Source organism: Paenibacillus sp. FSL R7-0210 (assembly GCF_038009085.1).
Classification (GTDB): Bacteria; Bacillota; Bacilli; order Paenibacillales; family Paenibacillaceae; genus Paenibacillus_AQ; species Paenibacillus_AQ silagei.
The window spans coordinates 6,860,165-6,878,915 of sequence record NZ_JBBPAR010000001.1; the positions used below are offsets into that span (position 1 = coordinate 6,860,165).

Genomic DNA, 18,751 nt, shown 5'->3' on the forward strand with positions numbered 1-18,751 from the left:
AACAATTAAAGGGGATGTATGAAACAATGAAGAAAGCTCCAGCACGTAAACTGTCACTTGCGATGGTGTTGTGTCTATCCCTCACCATGATGCTCAGCGGCTGCGGCGGCAATAACACCGCTGCGCCAACGAAGGCCCCGGCGGTTACAGAAGCTCCCACAGCAGCACCTTCGGCAGATAACAACGCAGCATCAACAGATAGTCCAGATCCCGCTGCGGCAGGAAGCCCGTTGGATTTGGCAATGAAGGGTGAATATAAAGGCACGAAGGTCACGATGTTCGGACCGTTTGTCGATGCGGACCAGGTGAAGTTCGAGAGCAGCATTAAGGAATTTGAAGAGAAAACCGGCATTGATATTCAATACGAAGGCTCCAAGGAATTCGAAGCTACGATTAATATCCGGGTCGATGGCGGCAATGCGCCGGATATCGCGGACTTCCCGCAGCCGGGCCTGCTGGCCTCTATTGCCAAGACCGGCAAGGTCATTGATCTGACCGGGGTGCTGGATCAGGCGAAGCTGACGGCCAATTACAATAAGAGCTGGCTGGATATGTCCACCATGGACGGCAAGGATGGCAAGATTATGGCCGGGATCTGGAACCGCAGCAACGTGAAGAGCCTGGTCTGGTATCCGAAGAAGCAATTTGACGAAGCGGGATACACGGTTCCGCAGACCTGGGATGAAATGATGGCCCTGACGGAGCAAATCGCCAAAGACGGTGATCCTGCCTGGGCGATCGGCATCGAGAGCGGCGCGGCAACCGGCTGGGCGGCAACCGACTGGGTAGAGAACATCATGCTGCGGACCACGACGCCTGAGAATTACGATAAGTGGGTAAGCGGTGAGCTTCCGTTCACCTCGCCGGAAGTGAAGAACGCGGTGGAAGTGATGTCCAAGATCTGGCTGAATAAGGATTATGTCTACGGCGGTGCTAAATCCATTGTCACTACTGCATTTGGCGATGCTCCGAAGCCGATGTTCGAGAATCCGCCCAAAGCCTGGTTCAACCTGATGGGGAACTTCATTACCAGCTTTTTCCCGGAAACGGCCAAGGTGGATACAGACTATGACTGGTTCTATCTCCCGCCGATTGATGAGCAGTACGGCAAGCCGGTCCTGGTGGCAGGCGACATCTACGCTATGTTCAATGACCGCCCTGAAGTACGCGCTGTAATGGAGTTCTTCACTACTGGCGAATCGATCAAAAGCTGGGTGCAATCCGGCGGTGTCATTGCCCCGATGAATGATGCTTCCCTGGATTGGTACCAGTCCGAATCCGACCGCCGGATGGCGAAGCTGGTGCAGGACGCTTCGACCCTGCGCTTCGATGGCTCGGACCTGATGCCAGGCAAGGTGGGTGCAGGTACCTTCTGGAAGGGCATGACTGACTATGTGAGCGGAACGGCTACGCTGGATCAGGCCCTGGAGCAGATTCAGTCAGGCTGGAAGAACTAAGAAGCAGGCAGCACGGGACTTAGACACCAAGAGGTTGAAGGGGCGGTCTTGAGCAATCAGGCCTGCCCCTCAGCTGGTGGTAACGGGTGCTTATGAAGAGGGCTCTGCTCTAACAGAGCCTATAGGAGGAACCGATATGGATGCACAAATAAGGCCGGAGCCGGGTGCCGCCGGGGCGCAGGCCAATCAGAGAATCAGCGGCAGGGCAGTCCTGCTATCGCTGGGCGTCTTGCTTGCGAATATTGTGGTCAACGGGCTGATTTTCCTGTTTTTCCGCGATTCAACGCTTCAACCGCTGCTGACAGCGGTGCTCGCAGTGTTGTGGGGCGTGCTGGGCGTATATCTGATCTACTACACCTTGACCTGGGCCGTGGAGCAGTACCCGGACCATGTCCGCAGGAAGGTGCTGCCATATGTTTTTGTCGGACCGGCTGTCCTTATTCTCGGTTGGCTGCTGATTCTGCCTGCCCTGCGGACGCTGTACTTAAGCTTCTTCAACGCTTCCTCCGAGAAGTTCGTCGGACTCAGCAATTACGCCGCGATCTTCAGCGACCGTCTGATGGCTACGGCTCTGCGCAACAACCTGCTCTGGGTGTTCGTGGGCACGCTGGCCTGTGTCTGCTTCGGGCTGCTGATTGCCATTCTTGCCGACCGGAGCAGCTATGAGCGGATCGCCAAATCGATTATTTTCATGCCGATGGCTATTTCCTTTGTTGCCGCCGGGGTCATCTGGAAGTTCGTCTATTATTATCAGCCGGGCGATGAGCAGATTGGACTCTTGAATGCGATTGTGACCTATTTCGGCGGTGAACCGCAGGCCTGGACGAGTATGCTGCAGCCGTGGAACAACTTCTTCCTTATTATCATTCTGATCTGGATGCAGACGGGGTTTGCGATGGTTATTTTCTCAGCGGCCATCAAAGGAGTGCCCGAGGATATTCTGGAGGCTGCACGGGTGGATGGCGCGGGTGAGGTGAAGATCTTTTTTGGCATCATGATTCCTTACATCTCTACGACGATTCTGACGGTGACCACCACGATTATTGTCTTTACGCTGAAAATATTTGACGTTGTCATGGTGATGACAGGAGGTCAATACGATACAGAAGTTGTAGCGACGCAGTTCTACCGGCAATTCTTCATGTACCGCAACTTCGGCTACGGCTCTACGCTGGCTATCGTGCTCCTGATCGCGGTATTGCCTGTTATCCTTATTAATCTGCGGCAGTTCCGCAAGCAGGGGGGATTCTAATGGTGGGCACCAAGAAAAAAAAGGGCAGCAAAACGGCCGTCAATCTGATTCTGGGCGTCATCTGCTTCCTCTGGATTCTGCCGACCTTCGGACTCTTCGCCTCCTCCTTCCGTCCCGCAGCGGATATTCTGCAGACGGGCTGGTGGAAGGTGTTCCCCCATCAGGAATGGAAAGCGGGCGAGACGGTGCAGCTTCCCAAGGAGGTTGATCTGCGGGAGCCGATTGAGGTGAACGGCAAGACCTATACGGATGAACAGCTCAAGGCAGGGGTGAAGGCGGATGGCAGCCGCCTGATGTGGGAGAACCGCAGGGCACGCACGGTGAATATGCAAGAGCAGGGCTGGCAGGCGGTGCCTGACCTCACGCTCGACAACTATAAGAATGTGCTGTCCGGCAAGGAGTACACACTCAAGGAAGCGGACGGCAGTGAAACGGTGCAAAAGGGGAGCGGATTGTCGCAGGCGTTCTGGAATACACTGACGATTGCTGTTCCGGCGACGGTGATTCCGGTGCTGATCGCCTCTTTTGCCGCCTATGCCTTCGCCTGGTTACGGTTCCCCGGACGCAAGACGCTGTTCGTCATTATTATTGCGATGCTGGTTATTCCGATTCAGGTTGCGCTCATTCCGGTACTCAAGGATTACACCGCGCTTGGGCTGAACGGCAGTTATCTTGGAATCTGGCTGGCACATACGGCCTTCGGGCTGCCGCTGGTTACGTACTTCATGTACAACTTCATCAGCCAGCTGCCGAAGGATCTGTTTGAATCAGCTTTTATTGACGGCGCCAGCCACTTTACTATTTTCAGCAGACTGATTCTGCCGCTGTCCGTGCCTGCGCTCGCTTCCATCGGGATCTTCCAGTTCCTCTGGGTATGGAATGATTATCTGGTGTCGCTGATCTTCATCGGGAACCAGCCGTCGGTGCAGGTCATGTCGATGAAGATCGCCGATCTGGTCGGCTCGCGCGGCAATGACTGGCATCTGCTGACCTCGGCAGCCTTTATCTCGATGCTGATGCCGCTGGCGATCTTCTTCCTGCTGCAAAAGTATTTCGTCCGGGGTCTGATGGGCGGCTCAGTCAAAGGCTGATCTGCGGCTGGGACAAGAGAAGTCGGCATTCGGGAGGAGAATACGAAGATGAGACCGGAGACAAATACGGAGATAAGTACGGAGATGAAAATAAAGATGAAGTCCTGTGAGCCTCCTTCCCCCTTATACCCTTACAGAGAGTGGAGTATTGAAGAGGAACACTACGAGGATGAATACAATCAGCGGAGCGAGAGTGTCTTTGCACTAGGCAACGGCTATATCGGTATGCGCGGTAACTTCGAGGAAGGCTATCACGGCAAGGCGGGGGCTTCGGTAGCCGGAAATTATCTGAACGGCTTCTTTGATTCTGAGCCGGTTGTCTATCCGGAGGGAGCCTTCGGGTACCCCTCCCGCAACCAGGCCATGCTGAATGTCAGCGATGCCCGTATCATCCGGCTCAGCATCGAAGGCCATGAGTTCCGGCTGGATCAGGGGAAGCTGCACCGGTATAAGCGCCGGCTGGATATGCGCAGCGGTATGCTACACCGGGAGCTGGAGTGGGAATCTCCAGCCGGGCACCGGGTACTGCTGGTGATCCGCCGGATGGTTGCCTTGACGCATAAGCATCTGGCCGCTATCGACTATGCGGTGACGGCGCTGAACTTCTCCGGGACACTGAAGTTCGATTCTGCGGTGGACGGCGAGATCCGGCGGCCGGAGGCGACGGATGATCCAAGGCTGGGAGCGGGCAGTGCGGTGCCCAGCCTGCTGCTGGAGGATACCGGTTATGACGAAGCCTCCGGGAACCTGTGGATGAAGCAGCGCACCCGCCACACGCGGTTTGCGCTGTTGACCGCTGTCAGCCATGCGCTGCAGGCGAAGTCCGGGCGGGAGATGAGCCACCAATTGATCGGGCAGCGCATCTCCGTCTGTTACGCCGCTGCTGTCCGCAGCGGAGAGACGGTGACGCTTACCAAATATATAACGTATCATACCTCCAGAGATTACGGGGAGGAGGAGCTGGCCGGCAGGAGTGCTGAAGTCTTGGCGCTGGCCAAGGAGCTGGGCTTCGCCGGTCTGGCCGGGGAGCAGCAGGCGTATCTGGACAGCTTCTGGGCACATACGGATGTGGAGATTAGCGGTGATCCTGCACTCCAGCAGGGCATCCGCTTCAATGCTTATCAGCTGCTGCAATCCGTGGGCCGGGACGGAGCAACGAATATCGGAGCCAAGGGCCTGACCGGCGAAGGCTATGAGGGGCATTATTTCTGGGATACGGAGATGTACATGCTGCCGTTCTTCACCTTCACGCAGCCGGAGATCGCCCGTGCGCTGCTGGAATTCCGTTATGCTACGCTCGGCAAGGCCAGAGAGCGGGCGGCGGTCATGTCGCAGAAGGGGGCGCTGTACCCGTGGCGGACCATTGACGGCGAGGAGAACTCCGCCTACTTCCCCGCAGGCACTGCCCAGGCGCATATCAATGCGGACATTGCCTACGGCCTGAAGCAATATATCCAGGCCACAGGCGATATGGAATTTCTGGTTAGCCGGGGTGCAGAGATGCTGTTCGAGACCTCAAGGTTCTGGGCCGATCTGGGCCACTATAACCCCGCGCGCGGAGGGGCCTTCTGCATCGATGCAGTAACAGGGCCGGATGAATACACGGCGATTGTGAATAACAATGCTTACACCAACCTCATGGTACAGGATCAGCTCGAGTATGCCTATGAGACAGCTCTGTTGCTTCAGCGGGACTATCCCGCGGATTACGAACGGCTGCGGCAGGCGATCGGGTTAACTCCCGAAGAGGCAGAGGGCTGGAGAGAGGCCGCAGCACGGATGTTTATTCCTTTTGACGAGCAGCTCGGGATCTATGCCCAGGATGATACCTTTCTGAGTAAGCAAAAATGGGATTTCGAGCATACGCCTGCGGATAAGTATCCGCTGCTGCTCCACTATCACCCGCTGGTGATCTACCGGCATCAGGTGCTGAAGCAGGCTGATCTGGTAATGGCCCTGTTCCTGCTCGGGAACAAGTTCAGTCTGGCGGATAAGCTCCGCAACTACCATTATTATGAGCCGCTGACGACACATGACTCCTCGCTGTCTCCTTGCATCCACAGTATTATGTCTGCGGAGATCGGCGATCTGGCCGGGGCATACCGTTATTTCAGCCGCACGGTGCGGATGGATCTGGACGATATCAACCACAATGCCAAGGACGGGCTGCATATGGCGGCGATGGCCGGGTCCTGGATGTCGATTGTGAACGGCTTCGGCGGCATGCGGCTGGCTCAGGGGGAGCTGGGCTTTGCCCCTGTCCTGCCGGAGCAGTGGGAGAGCTACCGCTTCAAGGTTACAGTAGGCGGTCAGCTGCTAGATATCTTCGTTGAACGTGAGGCGGTAGTGTATACGCTGCTGGAGGGGACGGCACTTGAGATCAGGCATAAGAAGCAGGCGCTGCAGCTGCTTCCGCAGGAGCCGGTGAGGATGTCGCTGGCGCACAGGCTGGAGGCAGTGATCTTCGATCTCGACGGCGTGATTACAGATTCCGCCGAGGCTCATTATCTTGCCTGGCAGGCCCTTGCAGATGAGCTGGGTATCCCCTTCAGCCGGGAAAAGAATGAACGGCTGAAGGGCGTCAGCCGGATGGAGTCGCTGGAGATTGTGCTGGAGGGCAGCGGCCTTGCGAAGCTGCCTGAAGCCGGGAAGCTCCGGCTGGCGGAGCAGAAGAACGATCATTACCGGCAGATGATCGGCCGTATCACCCCGGCGGACCTCCTGCCGGGGATCCGGGAGCTGCTCGATTCCCTGCATGAGCGGGGAATCTCCGTGGGGCTGGCCTCGGCCAGCCTGAATGCGCCGCTCATTCTGGAGCGCCTCGGCGCAGCCCGGTGGTTCCAGGCCGTTGGCGACCCGGCTGCGCTCCGGAAGGGCAAGCCCGATCCGGAGATCTTCCTGCAGGCGGCAGAGCGGCTGGGTGTTCCGCCGGGCAACTGCATCGGCGTGGAGGATGCAGCCGAAGGCGTGGCCGCGATCCGGGCGGCGGGCATGAAGGCTGTAGGTATCGGCGCGGCCGGGCAGCTTGGCGCGGCCGACCTGGTGCTGCCCACTACGGCGGAGCTGGACGCCGGGAAGCTGCTTAAGCTGTTCGCGCGTTAGCCGCTGGCGGAGGGGGGGATCGGGCAGCGAGTTTGTTGTCTGTATAGTAAGGGAGCAGGCGCGTGGCTAGATGTATGCGAAAAACCGAACACATTGTGCTGCGAGAAGGCACGCGGCCGCAATGTATGCGGAAAACCGAATACAATTGGTGACGCGAAGGTGTGCGGGCCAAATGTAAGCGAAAAACCGAATACAAATTGCGGCGAGAGGGCACATTGGCTCAATGTATGCGAAAAACTGAATACAATTGGTGGCGCAAAGGTGAGCGGGTCCAATGTATGCGAAAAACTGAATACAATATGATGACGAGATATAGAACGTATTTACTCAAAAGTTGCTGTCTTCATAATTACACACCATTTACTATGAGATTTTTAAAAAGCCTCTGCAGGTATGCAGAGGCTTTTTGGCTAGCAGGGTATGAGCTCTAAAGAAGTGAATACATTCATAAATGCGGCGATGGTTGGAGTTTAGTTCGAAGCGAACTTTCGTTGATAGATGTATTCTGTACAATTAAAAACCGTAAAATGGCAGGATTTCCTCTTCTAAGTGTAGTCTGTACAACTAAATTTGCCCAAATGGGTGATAACCAGCCACAGCTGGAATTTTAGTTGTACGTAATACAGCTAAGTGGATTTTCGGCGGCACATCGGATGATTTAGTTGTACGGAATACAGTTAAGTACCTCACCACTCGCGCCTTTATCGGGTACAGCCAGCAAACCCTCGGCCCCCACCTACTTTAAGTGGCAGCCTTTCCGGGTTGTAGCTCCCTCAGGTAGTAGCCCCCTCCTCCAGCTCCACAGGCAGAATGTGCGCAGCGGCTACGCTGTGGCCCTGCACCTGCTGCAGGATTAGGTCCACGGCGAGCTTGCCGATCGCTTCCATTGGCTGGCGGATGGTGGTGATCGGCGGGTCGAGCAGGCTGCGGAGCATGATGCCGTCATAGCCGACGATCTTCACATCCTCCGGGACGCGCCGTCCTCTGGTGCGGCAGGCCTTCAGGGCATAGGCGGCGATGATATCGCTGCCCGCAAAAATCCCGTCCACCTCAGGATGCTCCGCAAAGAGCTGCCCGAGCAGCTGCTCGTAAGCTTCGAAGTCGAAGCTGTTGTTGTCGGTATGGAAGGTGACATACTCCAGATTGTGCTGCTTCGCCATATCCTCGAAGGCCACACACCGCAGATGGGATAAGATATTCAGCTTGGGATGCCCGCCGATATGGGCGAGGTGCCGGCAGCCCTTTTGAATCAGAAGAGTGGTAGCCAGCTTGCCTCCCTCATAATTATCCGAGCAGACATAAGGGATATCCGGTGAGATCTGCCGGTCGAAGGTCACCAGCGGCAGATTCATCTGCCGATAGGCTTCCACCTCCAGTGTATGGCTGCCCATAATAATGCCGTCTACCCGGCTTGCGCGCAGCATGTGGATGTATTCCTGTTCCTTCTGCTTGTCCTGCCAAGAATTGCAGAGCAGCAGCTTATAGCCTTCCCGGTAGGCATGTTCTTCAATATGACTGGTTAATTCGCCGAAAAAAGGCAAAGACACATGCGGAATAATTAGTCCGATGATGTTGGATTTCGAGCGGCTAAGGGAGCGGGCCAGTTCGTTCGGCCGGTAATTCAGCTCCTCCATCGCCTGGTGAACCTTGTGCTTCAATTCCTCGCTTAAGTAACCCCTGTTGTTCAGTACCCGGGATACGGTGGTTGCCGATACGCCAGCCTTTAGCGCAACGTCTTTAATGGTCGGCATGGCCTGGCCTCCTGTCTGAGCAGTCAACTGCAGATTCATTCTAACGTGAGCGGTCGGCTCTGTCCAATATCGACGCCTGCTGTCGCTTTTTGTTGTTTCTAAAAACACCTTTTCCCCCTATAATTGTATCAAAGCAGTCCCCGTAATGAAGCCCCATGTATACATTATCCTTCAACTTGTCAGATTCCGATTATGAGATAGATGAACGGGAGTGTGCGAATGAGTGTAGATCATATTCATCTCAGGTTGTTAAGAAGCTTGCTTGTGCCTCTGCTGATCTTCCTGTGTACAACAGCCCCGGCAGGAGCTGTATTCGCTGCAGCCGAGGAGCTTCCCGCCCGGAACGTGCTGGTGCTGCATTCCTATCAGAAGGGCTTCGCCTGGACCGATGACCAAAGTGCCGGAATAGAGGAACGTCTCAAGGGCACAGCTAATCCTCCCGTCATCTACACTGAATATATGGACTGGAAAAGGTACCCCACGCAGGGGAACCTCGAACATTTCTACGAAACCATCCGCTTCAAGTATCAGAACATCCCTATTCATACGATCATCACAACGGACGATGCGGCGCTGAGCTTCGCGATGAAGTACCGCCATGAGCTTCTGAACGATGCTCCGATTATTTTCAGCGGGGTCAACGAGCTGGGGGTGGACAGCCTACCGGATAAGCGCAACATGACAGGCGTTATTGAGAAAATCGATGCGGCGCCCACCATCCGCATGGCCATGGACCTTAACCCTTTGCTGAAAAAGGTGTATGTCGTCTTCGATAATTCGGAGAGCGGGCTGTCGACCGGCCGGATGGTGATGGATCAGATTAGCTCCTTGAATCCGGGGCTTGCGCTGTTCCCGATGAACCGCATGTCAATGGAACAGATCAAAGCTACGGCATCGGCGCTGTCCCCGGACAGTATTGTGCTGATGACTACATATTATAGTGACTCTACCGGAAGAATTGTGGAGTTCGACAGGTTCGCAAGCGAGCTGGGCAAGAGCAGCAGTGTTCCGGTGTATCATATCTATGATTTTGCATTGAATCATGGCGCCTTCGGCGGGAGCCTGATCAGCGGCAGAATGCAGGGGCAGACGGCGGCCGATCTGGCGCTGCGTATCCTGAAGGGGGAGCGTGCCGGGGATATCCCGGTGGTGACCGACAGTAATGTACGCAAGGTGTTTGATTACAATGAGCTGCAGCGGTTCAAGATATCACCGGATAAGCTGCCGAAGGGCAGCGAAGTGATTAACGAGCCGTTCTCCTTCTATCAGACGTACAAGGTGCTGGTGCTGAGCATTGTGGCTGCTTTTGCGGTGCTGGTGGCCTTCATTCTGGTGTTGTTATTCTATGTGCAGCTGGTCAGAAGGATTAGAAGCAACCTGGAAAAAAGCAATGAACGCTTCAGCCTGGCAACCTACGGCTCGGATGCGGTAATCTGGGACGTTGATATGTCTACGATGATCTATTATTTCTCGGACAGCTGGTATGAGGTGCTAGGATATGCCCGGGATGAGCTGAATGAGAGCCGCGGCGGCTGGCGGGATATTCTCCATCCGGAGGATGCCGAGCAGGAGAACCGGCTGCGCATCCAGCATCTGGAGGGTCGTTCTTCTTACTACTACGCTGAATACCGGATGCGGAGCAAGGCAGGCGAATACAAGTGGTTTCAGGCCCGGGGCAAGGTGCTGCGTAATGCGGGCGGCGGATATATCCGGTTTGCCGGGTCAATGGTGGATGTCACGGACCGAAAGGGTTATGAGAGTAAGCTGCAGACGAGCTATCAGGAGCTGGAATCGACCTATGAGGAGCTGACTGCCCTGCAGGATGAGCTGCTGGAGCAGTATAACAAGGTGGTGGAGAATCAGGCGCTGCTGCAGACCAGTGAGGAGAAATACCGGCTGCTGGCTTATAATGACGTGCTTAGCGGTCTGCCGAACCGGCTGTCGTTATCCGAGGAGCTGGAGCAGTTCATTGAAGAGCATTCCGGCGGCCATGCGGCGCTGTTCTTCCTGGATCTCGATAACTTCAAGTACATTAATGACTCGATGGGCCATACCTTCGGGGATGAGCTGCTGGTGCAGGTCGGGGAACGGCTGCTTAGCCGCTCTGACGGGCGCAGTAAGCATTTCCGCTTCGGCGGCGATGAGTTTGTGATTCTGTTCAAGGATGTGGCGGAGGCAGGTGAGGTAATCCGCTATGCGGATTACCTCGTACAGGGCTTCATGGAGCCGTTCCAGCTTCATGCAAGTGTGGTGCATATCACGGCCAGTATCGGGATTGCCCAATACCCGGAGAACGGGAAGAGTGCGGAGGAACTGCTGAAGAATGCCGACATTGCCATGTATAAGGCCAAAGAAGCGGGCAAGGGCAGTTATATGATCTACGGGCAGGAGATGCAGCAGTATTTTGACGAACGGATGATTATTGAGAATCACTTAAGAAGCGCGGTATCCAATAATGAGCTGTCGCTGCATTACCAGCCGCTGGTGGATACCGGCACAGGTGAGCTCTGGGGCTTCGAGGCGCTGATCCGCTGGAACAGCCCGGTGCTCGGCTTCGTCTCCCCCTTATCCTTCATCCGCATTGCCGAGGACTGCCGCCTGATCGTTCCCATAGGGGAGTGGGTGCTGCGCGCCGCCTGCCGGTTCAACAAGGATCTGCAGAATCAGGGCTATGAGGGCTACCATATCTCGGTTAATATCTCGGTCATTCAGTTGATGCTGGATGACTTCACGGACATGGTGCTGAGCGTGCTGGAGGATACCGGACTTGCGCCGGAGTATCTGGAGCTGGAGATTACAGAATCCATCTTCATGGAATCCTTCGAGGCGATCAGCTCCAAGCTGGAGGCGCTCAAGGAGAGGGGGATTGGCATTGCGCTGGATGACTTCGGAACGGGCTATTCCTCACTCAGCTATCTGAAGCAGCTCCCGATTACTACCCTGAAGATCGACAAGTCCTTCATCGACAGCATCGATACCCCGAACAATAGGTCGCTGGCCAGCTCCATCGTCACCATCGGCCATGATATGGGACTGAACGTTACGGCTGAAGGGGTAGAGACCCCGGAGCAGCTTGCTTTTCTGGAGCGGACCCGCTGTGACAAGATTCAGGGCTACTATATCAGCAAGCCTATTCCGGAGAAAGAGGTCGCGGGCTGGGTGGCTGGGCGGATGGTGGGTTGAGGTAACTGGGTATGGAAAATGCAATTTAATTATCTTATGTGTGTACAAATAGTGGATAAATTTTAATGATAAAGGTATAATTTACGCTTAAGTGCACACACTTATTTGAATGTGAGTACATTTATTGTGAGGAGGTGTTAATGGTGTCTGAAGCTGGAGATATAGATTACATTCATATTAAAAAAGGATTTTCAGAGATTTTGGAGCATCTCAATATGCAACAAGAGGATTTTTTTGAATTAATTTATCGTTATCCTAATATAAAAAATCTGGATGGGCTTATAGAGGCTATCAAGTCTGCGACTGGGAGTGAAGCTGAAGCTGAACTCTATCCGGAGGTTATAGATCTGTTTAAAACATATAATGGGATTGCCAACGGCACCATTCTCAAAGAAAATCAGGTCAGCTACTACAAGCTTCGTAAGCTCGAAGAAAGGGGGGAGATTATCAGACTGAAACGTGGACTCTATGCGCTTAGGGATATTAATTATGTTGTAGATGAGATCGTGGAGGCTTCCCTCCTTGTGCCTAATGGTGTCCTTTGTTTGTACTCAGCTCTTGCCCACCATGAACTCACTACGTATACTCCGGGTGAATATAATTTTGCGGTATCCCGTAAGTCCAGAAAGCCTTTGCTCCCGGAATATCCGCCTATCCGACTTTTCTCATACGACGATGTTTCCTTTACTATGGGCGTTGAACAAATCGATAAGGAAGGTCATATTATCAATGTATACAATCTGGAGCGGACCATTTGCGATATCGTGAAATACAGAAATAAGCTGGATGCAAATGTTGTGAAAGAAAGTCTCAATAACTACTCTTCCAGTAAAAGAAAGAATTACACCCGACTGCTTAGATATGCAGATAAACTGAGGGTAAGATCAATTTTGGATAGTTATCTGGAGGTGCTGTAGATAGTTACAAATACTGCTGCTTCAATTATTGCCAGACTAAAAAATGTTGCCCGAGATCATAAAAAAACCTTCAATGTGATTTCTATGATTTATTTTCAGGAACGCTTTTTGAAACGTTTATCGATGTCTAATTATAAAGATAATTTCATTCTTAAAGGTGGAGTGTATTTATATTCTATAACCCAATTTAAATCCAGACCCACAAGAGATATGGATTTCTTAGGCTGGAGAATGAATCAGGATATAACGATGTTGACAACAATCATTTCTTCTATATGTAAGTTGCAACCCGACGATGTTGAAGATGGGATTATATTTCTTACAGATCAAACCGTATCTGAAATCATCAAAGAGGATTTAGAGTATGAAGGTGTGCGAATCAAGGTGCCTTGTTTGCTTGGCAATATGAAGGAGGTACTCCAACTCGATATTGGTTTTGGTGATGTAATCATACCAAGTCCCCAAACCATCGATTTTCCTGTCCTGTTATCTGTTATGGATAGGCCGGAAATCTTGGTGTATACGAATGAATCTGTGATTGCGGAGAAATTCGAAGCTATGATTTCCCTCTCTTTGGTGAATAGCAGGATGAAGGATTTCTTTGATATCTATACGCTAGCTACCACTACGCCGTTTGAAGGGATTCGGTTATATGAAGCGGTGTCTGAGACGTTTAAACGGAGAGCTACTCTGACTGAAAGAAGACATGTCGTTTTTACAGCTGAATTCTATACAGATAGACGCAGAAATGCGATGTGGGAAGCATTTATAAGAAATCTGAAATTGGAACACTCACCCACATTCCGAGATGCAGTGGAATTGATACATACTTTCCTCGGTCCTGTTTATCATAACGTGCTTGACGATAAAGATTTTTTTGGAGACTGGAATTATCAATTATTGAAGTGGGACAATAACTAGAATAACCCGAGCGGCACAAAGGAAACCTTTCTTCTATATAAAAGAGGTTTCCCTGCTGCTCCTGCCCCGGCGCTATTTCAGCAGCTTCCGCGCCAGCTTGACCTTGCTGCCGTAGGGCGGGTAGACAATGCCGAGGTCCAGACGGGTGCCTCGCTTAACAATGCTTTTGTGATGGGAGAAGAGGTCGAAGCTGTATTTGCCGTGGTAGCCACCGATCCCGGAGTTCCCGACACCGCCGAACGGCAGCCGGGTGCTGGCTACATGGGAGATGGTATCGTTGATGCAGCCGCCGCCGAAGGACACCTCGGTCATCACCTGTTGCTCCACCTGCTTATCGCGGGTGAACAGATAGAGAGCGAGCGGCTTCGGACGGGCGTTGATGCTCTGGATGGCCTCCTCCAGCCGGGTATACTCCATAATCGGCAGCACAGGCCCGAAGATCTCATCCTCCATGGAAGCGTCACTCCAAGCCGCCGGATAGATCAGAGACGGCTCGATATATAGCTCCTCGGGAATGACCGTCCCGCCCAGAATCACCTTATCGCGGTCCCGCTCCAGCATCTCCCCGATCCGCCGCAGCTGGCGTTCATTCACGATCCGTCCGTAGTCTGTGTTCTGCCGGATGTCTGTGCCATAGAAATCAGTGACGCAGCGCTTCATCCGCTCAATCAGCTCGGCTGCTACCTCCCTATGGACCAGCAGATAATCAGGCGCAATACAGGTCTGTCCCACATTGATCAGCTTCCCCCAGACAATCCGCTTCGCTGCAGTCTCCAGGTCGGCGCTCCGGTCTACGATTACTGGGCTTTTGCCGCCCAGCTCAAGGGTCACCGGTACCAGGTTCTTCGCCGCCGCTTCCATGACAATTCTGCCGACAGGCACACTCCCGGTGAAAAAAATATAATCGAACGCCGCATGAATCAGCAGATTCGTCGTTTCCTTCTCACCCTGTACTACCCGGATATAGGCGGGATCAAAGGTCTCCCGGATCATGTCCTCAATGACAGCGGAGGTAGCGGGCGTGCTCTCGGAGGGCTTCAGTACGGCGCAGTTCCCGGCGGCAATGGCGCCGATTAACGGCTCGATCAGCAGCTGGAACGGGTAGTTGAACGGCCCGATAATTAGCACCGTCCCGTAAGGCTCGGCTATGATTCTGCTCCGTGCCGGGAACAGGTGCAGCGGTGAGCCTACCTTCACCGGCTTCATCCAGCGCCGTAGATGCTTCATCATATAGCCGATGCTGTCGAGCGTGAATCCGATCTCTGTGGCGTAAGCCTCGAATTCGCTTTTATGCAGATCCTGGTTCAGTGCAGCGATAATCCGGGCTTCATTGTGTGAGATGGCATCCTTCAGCTTCTGAAGCTGCTCCAGCCGGAAGCCGGGGGTTCTCGTGACTCCGCTGGTGAACCATTGTCTATGCTCAGCCAGCAGCCGGTCGATCTGTTGTGCAGTGTATGGTGGCATGCTTGTATCCTCCTTGGTTATTTGCGGTTCCTATAAATTTCCTGCCGAAGAGGGCAGAGTCTGGATGTAATCATGCATCCGGCTCCGGTTCAGCAGGGTGATTTCATTGCCCTTGAATTCGATCCAGCCCTGGTCGCGCAGGAATCCCAGCTCCCGCGACAAGGAGGGGCGGGCTGTATTCATATGCTCGGCCCATTCCTTCCGGCTGAAGGGGAGCTTCAGCCGATCGGACTCCTGCTGCTCTCCCTGCTCCAGCAGGAAGTCTACGATACGGCGGCGCAGCGGACCGGCGGACAGGTTCTCGATCTTCCGGTTCACGAGCACCAGCCGCTCGGACAGATTCTCGATGAAGCGGGTGAGGATATCGGTGTCGGCCGCGAATAATCTCAGCAGCTCCTGCTTGCTGATGAACATCACCTTGCAGGGGCCTGTGGCCGTGACGGTGGCGGGCACGGTGTTATTCCTGCGGAATAATACAGCTTCGCCTATGGTCTGCCCTTCCTTCAGGTGGGCGATGGTTACACTGCTGCCGGTAGGGTGTGTCTTCTGCACCTCAATGCGGCCGGAGAGCAGAATACCAAGCCGGTCCGCGGGATCACCCTCTGCCAGAATAATCGCATTCTTATGGTAGGAGCTGACAGCATAAGCCAGTGTATGCAGCAGCTGTTCGATCTCATCTGCGGACTTTCCGCGAAATAGCAGGCAGGCTTGCAGCGAAGCAGGCTCCGGTCTCATACTTTTCCTCCCGATGAATTGTGATTGGTAACATTCGTTACCGATTGATAGACGAAAGTCTACTACAATTATTGGTAACTGTAAAGGCGAGGCACAGAGCGATTCCATTAATGATAAGGAGTGATTCAGGTAATGAGCGAAATGTTTTGTTTCCAGTGTCAGGAGGCAGCTAAGGGGACGGGTTGTACGATTCAGGGGGTGTGCGGCAAGACCAGTGAGGTAGCGAATCTGCAGGATCTGTTGGTGTATACACTCAAGGGCATTGCCATCTTCGCGCGCAGCGGGCGTGAGCTGGGGATTACTGATCCGGTGACGGAGAAATTTATGATAGAGAGCTTGTTCGCTACCATTACCAATGCTAACTTTGTGCCGGAATACTTCACTGCGAAGATCCGGGAAGGACTGGCCCTGCGGGATCTGTGGCACAGCAGAGTGGCTGATGCCGGAGTGATGGCCTATTTGTCGGAGCATGACGCGGCGAACTGGAATGCAGTGACCGATGAAGAGCTGATGGACAAGGCGGCAACGGTAGGTGTGCTAGCTACAGAACATGAGGATATCCGCTCTTTGCGCGAGCTGCTGACCTATGGCCTGAAGGGAATGGCTGCTTACATGGAGCATGCTGCGGTACTGGGCTTCTATGAAGCAGGAGCACATGCTTTTATGGAAAAAGGCTTGGCAGCTGCGCTAGATGACAATCTGAGCGGCGGTGAGTTGACAGCGCTGGTGCTGGAATGCGGCAAGTTCGGCGTGGATGTGATGGCGCTGCTTGACCGTGCGAACACCGCAGCCTACGGCAATCCGGAGATCACCACAGTCAATATTGGAGTAGGTACGAACCCTGGTATTCTGATCAGCGGTCATGACCTCAAGGATATGGAGGCGCTGCTGAAGCAGACCGAGGGTACCGGAGTGGATGTGTATACGCACAGTGAGATGCTGCCGGCCCACTACTATCCGGCCTTCAAGAAGTATAGCCACTTAGTAGGCAACTACGGCAATGCATGGTGGAAGCAGAATGAGGAATTTGCCAGCTTCAATGGTCCGATTCTGATGACTACGAACTGTATTGTGCCGCCGAAGGACAGCTACAAAGACCGGCTGTACACGACAGGCAACACCGGGTATCCGGGAATTCAGCATATCGCGGCAGGCGCGGATGGAGAGAAGGATTTCTCGGCGCTGATTGAGCAGGCCAAGAGCTGCAGCGCTCCGGTGGAGATTGAGACAGGCGAGATTATCGGCGGCTTCGCGCATGCGGCTGTAATGAATGTCGCGGATCAGGTGGTTGGAGCAGTAGAGAGCGGCGCCATCAAGCAATTCTTCGTCATGGCTGGGTGCGACGGACGGATGAAGAGCCGGAATTATTACACCGACTTCGCAGCAGAGCTGCCGAGTGATACGGTGATCCTGACCGCCGGCTGTGCCAAATACAAATATAACAAGCTGGCGCTTGGCGATATCGGCGGAATTCCCCGTGTACTTGATGCCGGCCAGTGCAATGACTCCTATTCCCTTGTGGTCATAGCGCTTAAGCTGAAGGAAGTGTTCGGTCTTGCAGATATCAACGATCTTCCGATCTCTTATAACATTGCCTGGTATGAGCAAAAAGCGGTGATTGTACTGCTGGCGCTGCTGCATCTGGGCGTGAAGAACATTCATCTGGGTCCTACACTTCCGGCCTTCCTGTCGCCTAATGTAGCTAAGGTTCTGGTAGATACCTTCGGCATCGGCGGTATTACTACGGTACAGGAAGACATGGAGCGGTTCATTGCTGCGGTATAATGCAATACAGCTTCAGCATTAGCCAAAATACACAAAAGCGAGTCTCCGTATACGGGGGCTCGCTTTTGTGTATGGATATGAACGTCACCGTCAGCGCTTACGGCAGCCGGTAGACTGCAAACGGCTCGCCGGTGCGGAAGGCGGCGCTGGCCTGGTCAAGCTGCTCAAGTATTTCCGCATCCGGTGAAGCGGAGAGACTCAGCAGATTATGTTGTACCTGCTCTACAGTAGTTGCACCGACGATCACCGTGGAGACGGCGGGCCGGTTCATCAGCCAGGCCAGGGATAGAGCTGCAGGTGAGGTGCCCAGTCGCTCCGCAATGGCCTGAACCTGCTCCCCGAGCGAGATGCGCTCCGGGGTAAGGAAGCGGCGGAAGTTCGGATCGGTCTCTGCTCTGGAGCCGGCAGGGGCTTTGCTGCTGCCAGTATATTTGCCGGTAAGAATGCCGCCCGCCAGAGGGAAGTATGGGATGATGCCCAGACCCTGATCCAGGCAGAGCGGAAGCAGCTCCGCTTCGGGCGTGCGGTCAGCCAGCGAATAGCTGCACTGGATAGAGATGTATTTCGCGAAGTGCCGGGCTTCGCTGATTCCAAGCGCCTTCATCAGCTCCCAGGCGGCATAATTGGAGGCTCCGATATAGCGCACCTTGCCTGCGGAGATCAGATCATCCAGCGTGCGCAGCGTTTCCTCCAGCGGTGTGTAGGGGTCGAAGGTGTGAATCTGATACAGATCCACATAGTCGGTCTTCAGCCGGCGCAGGCTGCCCTCCAGCTCCTGCATCAGATGATGGCGCGAAGAGCCGCTGCCGCCGGGTCCCTCATGCTTCGGCAATCCGGCTTTGGTCGCCAGCACTGCGTTATGGCGTTTGCCTTCAAGCGCAAGGCCGATGATCCGCTCCGATTCAGAGCCGGCATAGATATTGGCGGTATCGATGAAATTGATGCCCTGATCCATAGCGGTGTGCAGAATGCGGACCGAGGTCTCCTGATCTGCCCGTTTGCCGAAGGAATTGGTTCCAAGACCCAGGGCGGACACCTGCAGGCCGCTATTGCCCAGACGGTTATATCGCACGCTCTCACTTCTCCTTATATA

Annotated in this window: 12 protein-coding genes; 8 read left to right on the plus strand and 4 right to left on the minus strand. The window is 54.1% G+C overall.

Annotated elements, in window-relative coordinates; genetic code table 11:
* Window positions 1–26 precede the first annotated feature (26 nt).
* The 4 genes from MKY64_RS29225 to pgmB all read left to right on the plus strand — a co-directional run bounded on the left by MKY64_RS29225 (window position 27) and on the right by pgmB (window position 6,902).
* The gene (locus tag MKY64_RS29225) at window positions 27–1,457 is read left to right on the plus strand and encodes an ABC transporter substrate-binding protein (protein WP_340957371.1); all 1,431 of its coding nucleotides are present in this window, start codon (window positions 27–29) and stop codon (window positions 1,455–1,457) included.
* A gap of 136 nt (window positions 1,458–1,593) precedes the next feature.
* On the plus strand, window positions 1,594–2,709 hold the full coding sequence (locus tag MKY64_RS29230; protein WP_051478249.1) for a carbohydrate ABC transporter permease: 1,116 nt from the start codon (window positions 1,594–1,596) through the stop codon (window positions 2,707–2,709).
* Complete coding sequence (locus MKY64_RS29235; protein WP_076074751.1) at window positions 2,709–3,800, plus strand: carbohydrate ABC transporter permease; 1,092 nt, start codon at window positions 2,709–2,711, stop codon at window positions 3,798–3,800. Before MKY64_RS29230 ends, MKY64_RS29235 begins: the two co-directional genes overlap by 1 nt.
* Window positions 3,801–3,848: 48 nt before the next feature.
* Window positions 3,849–6,902: a beta-phosphoglucomutase gene (gene pgmB, locus MKY64_RS29240; protein ID WP_340957374.1), complete on the plus strand. Its 3,054-nt coding sequence runs from the start codon at window positions 3,849–3,851 to the stop codon at window positions 6,900–6,902.
* A 773-nt stretch (window positions 6,903–7,675) separates the two neighbouring features.
* Here pgmB and MKY64_RS29245 read toward each other — a convergent pair.
* Window positions 7,676–8,653: a LacI family DNA-binding transcriptional regulator gene (locus MKY64_RS29245; RefSeq protein WP_340957376.1), complete on the minus strand. Its 978-nt coding sequence runs from the start codon at window positions 8,651–8,653 to the stop codon at window positions 7,676–7,678.
* A 219-nt stretch (window positions 8,654–8,872) separates the two neighbouring features.
* Here MKY64_RS29245 and MKY64_RS29250 point away from each other — a divergent pair, with 219 nt between their 5' ends.
* The 3 genes from MKY64_RS29250 to MKY64_RS29260 all read left to right on the plus strand — a co-directional run bounded on the left by MKY64_RS29250 (window position 8,873) and on the right by MKY64_RS29260 (window position 13,674).
* Window positions 8,873–11,836, plus strand: coding sequence for an ABC transporter substrate binding protein (locus tag MKY64_RS29250; protein ID WP_340957379.1), 2,964 nt, complete (start codon window positions 8,873–8,875; stop codon window positions 11,834–11,836).
* Window positions 11,837–11,979: 143 nt separating this feature from the next.
* A complete protein-coding gene (locus MKY64_RS29255; RefSeq protein WP_340957380.1) occupies window positions 11,980–12,753 on the plus strand; it encodes a type IV toxin-antitoxin system AbiEi family antitoxin domain-containing protein in 774 nt (257 codons plus the stop codon).
* A 108-nt stretch (window positions 12,754–12,861) separates the two neighbouring features.
* Entirely contained in the window at window positions 12,862–13,674 is an 813-nt protein-coding gene (locus MKY64_RS29260; protein ID WP_340957381.1) for a nucleotidyl transferase AbiEii/AbiGii toxin family protein, read from the plus strand.
* Between the two features lie 72 nt (window positions 13,675–13,746).
* Here the strand turns inward: MKY64_RS29260 and MKY64_RS29265 are convergent, their stop codons facing one another.
* Entirely contained in the window at window positions 13,747–15,138 is a 1,392-nt protein-coding gene (locus tag MKY64_RS29265; protein ID WP_340957383.1) for an aldehyde dehydrogenase, read from the minus strand.
* Between the two features lie 30 nt (window positions 15,139–15,168).
* Window positions 15,169–15,873, minus strand: a complete 705-nt coding sequence (locus tag MKY64_RS29270) for a Crp/Fnr family transcriptional regulator (protein WP_340957385.1) — start codon at window positions 15,871–15,873, stop codon at window positions 15,169–15,171.
* A 132-nt stretch (window positions 15,874–16,005) separates the two neighbouring features.
* Between MKY64_RS29270 and hcp the strand changes: the two genes are divergently transcribed.
* The gene (gene hcp / locus MKY64_RS29275) at window positions 16,006–17,658 is read left to right on the plus strand and encodes a hydroxylamine reductase (protein ID WP_340957388.1); all 1,653 of its coding nucleotides are present in this window, start codon (window positions 16,006–16,008) and stop codon (window positions 17,656–17,658) included.
* Between the two features lie 97 nt (window positions 17,659–17,755).
* Here the strand turns inward: hcp and MKY64_RS29280 are convergent, their stop codons facing one another.
* Window positions 17,756–18,730 carry an aldo/keto reductase gene (locus MKY64_RS29280; protein ID WP_339252111.1) on the minus strand — a complete coding sequence of 325 codons (975 nt, stop codon included), beginning with the start codon at window positions 18,728–18,730 and terminating at the stop codon, window positions 17,756–17,758.
* Between the last annotated feature and the right edge of the window lie 21 nt (window positions 18,731–18,751).